At 55.9% G+C, this 1,226-nt stretch carries 1 protein-coding gene; it reads right to left on the bottom strand.

Annotated elements, in window-relative coordinates; all coding sequences use genetic code 11:
• Positions 1-30: 30 nt before the first annotated feature.
• Positions 31-1,226, bottom strand: a 1,196-nt coding sequence (locus tag QRN25_RS23305) for a recombinase zinc beta ribbon domain-containing protein (protein WP_285021706.1), incomplete at its 5' end; no start/stop codon positions are given.

The raw sequence follows: 1,226 nt of genomic DNA, 5'->3' as shown, positions 1-1,226 counted from the left end.
GCAACGACTGGTTCATTATGCACCTCCTCTTCAAACGTCCGGAAACAGGGACTTTTGGTTTTCCATTTTAATGCGACACGGGCCTCTGTAACGCGGAAACTGGATCACCTCGTCCTTTTCCAGGTCTGCGGCTCGGATTTGGTGCGGCGCATCCGGTACAACTTGTTCGGTAGGGAGCACGCCCTCCTTGATCAGTCGACGGACGCGATGGGCCGTAACCCCAAGCTTTTTCGCGGCTTCGGTCAGTGTGAGCCACTCCCCATTCTTCTCAGCAGATCGGTATCCGTGGATTTTATGGACCGTGCGCAGTGCACCGACACGGCGTGCGGTCCACGTTTTTCCTTGCCCGGTCTGCATTCCCATCCGGTTCAGAGTAGCGGCAATGTCGGCGTCGGACCATCGGGTGGCCATGGACCGCATTACAGCGAGGGCAGCCTCCGGCGTTTTCTGGCCATGTTCGCCAGGGTTCGGTTTGCGAATACGCAGCTGAGAGTGTTGACCACCTTTCCAGTGGATCGTCAAAATGACTTCACGTTGCTCTTCGTCAACATCGGCAACGATATCAGTCACGAGAGTGCGCAGGAGTTGCTGGCGACACCGCGTATCGACGTTTGGTGCGCTCCAAGCAGCCTCCAAGTCAGTGGCAATGCCGGCGAAATCGGGGATTGGGATGCCTGCGTCGATTTGTCTTGCCTGCGTCAAAGCAGCTTCACAGGTTTCCACGCGCCTGAGCGCGGATTCCCAACTCTTCTCAAGTTGAGCAGCGATCAGGCGGTTGTCAGGGTCGCAAGCGGCATAGCGGCGTTCAGCAAGAGACGCCTCGTATCGCGCTTGCTGCAAGTCCAGCTCCATCATGCGATGTCGCTCTTCCAGATTATCCCGATGCGCCCGGTCAGCTTCCATTGCGGCCTCGATTGCCATTGGCGTTACGGCGCTCAATATTTCTTTGCCAATAGCAGGGTCGATCCGAGACGCGCCAAAAGTCATGCATCGGGGTTTGGCCAGCATTTGGTTGATACTTTTGCATTGATAATAGGGATGGCTTGGCCGCCCTCTATAGGAAACAGACAACCGCCTTCCACATCGGCCACAGGTGAGCAGACCAGCAAGCAAAGCCTGGCCGCCACGACCAGATTTGATGCCGCCCTTCTTTGCAAAGGTATTAACGGCAATAAGGCTCTGGTTCCTCTCAAACTCGCTCCAATCAATGTAGCCTTCATGATGAT

It is taken from the genome of Novosphingobium sp. fls2-241-R2A-195 (assembly GCF_030209485.1).
In the GTDB taxonomy this organism is placed as follows: domain Bacteria; phylum Pseudomonadota; class Alphaproteobacteria; order Sphingomonadales; family Sphingomonadaceae; genus Novosphingobium; species Novosphingobium resinovorum.
The sequence above is the reverse complement of the archived record's forward strand: the minus strand, read 5'-3'. Positions and strand labels throughout refer to the sequence as shown.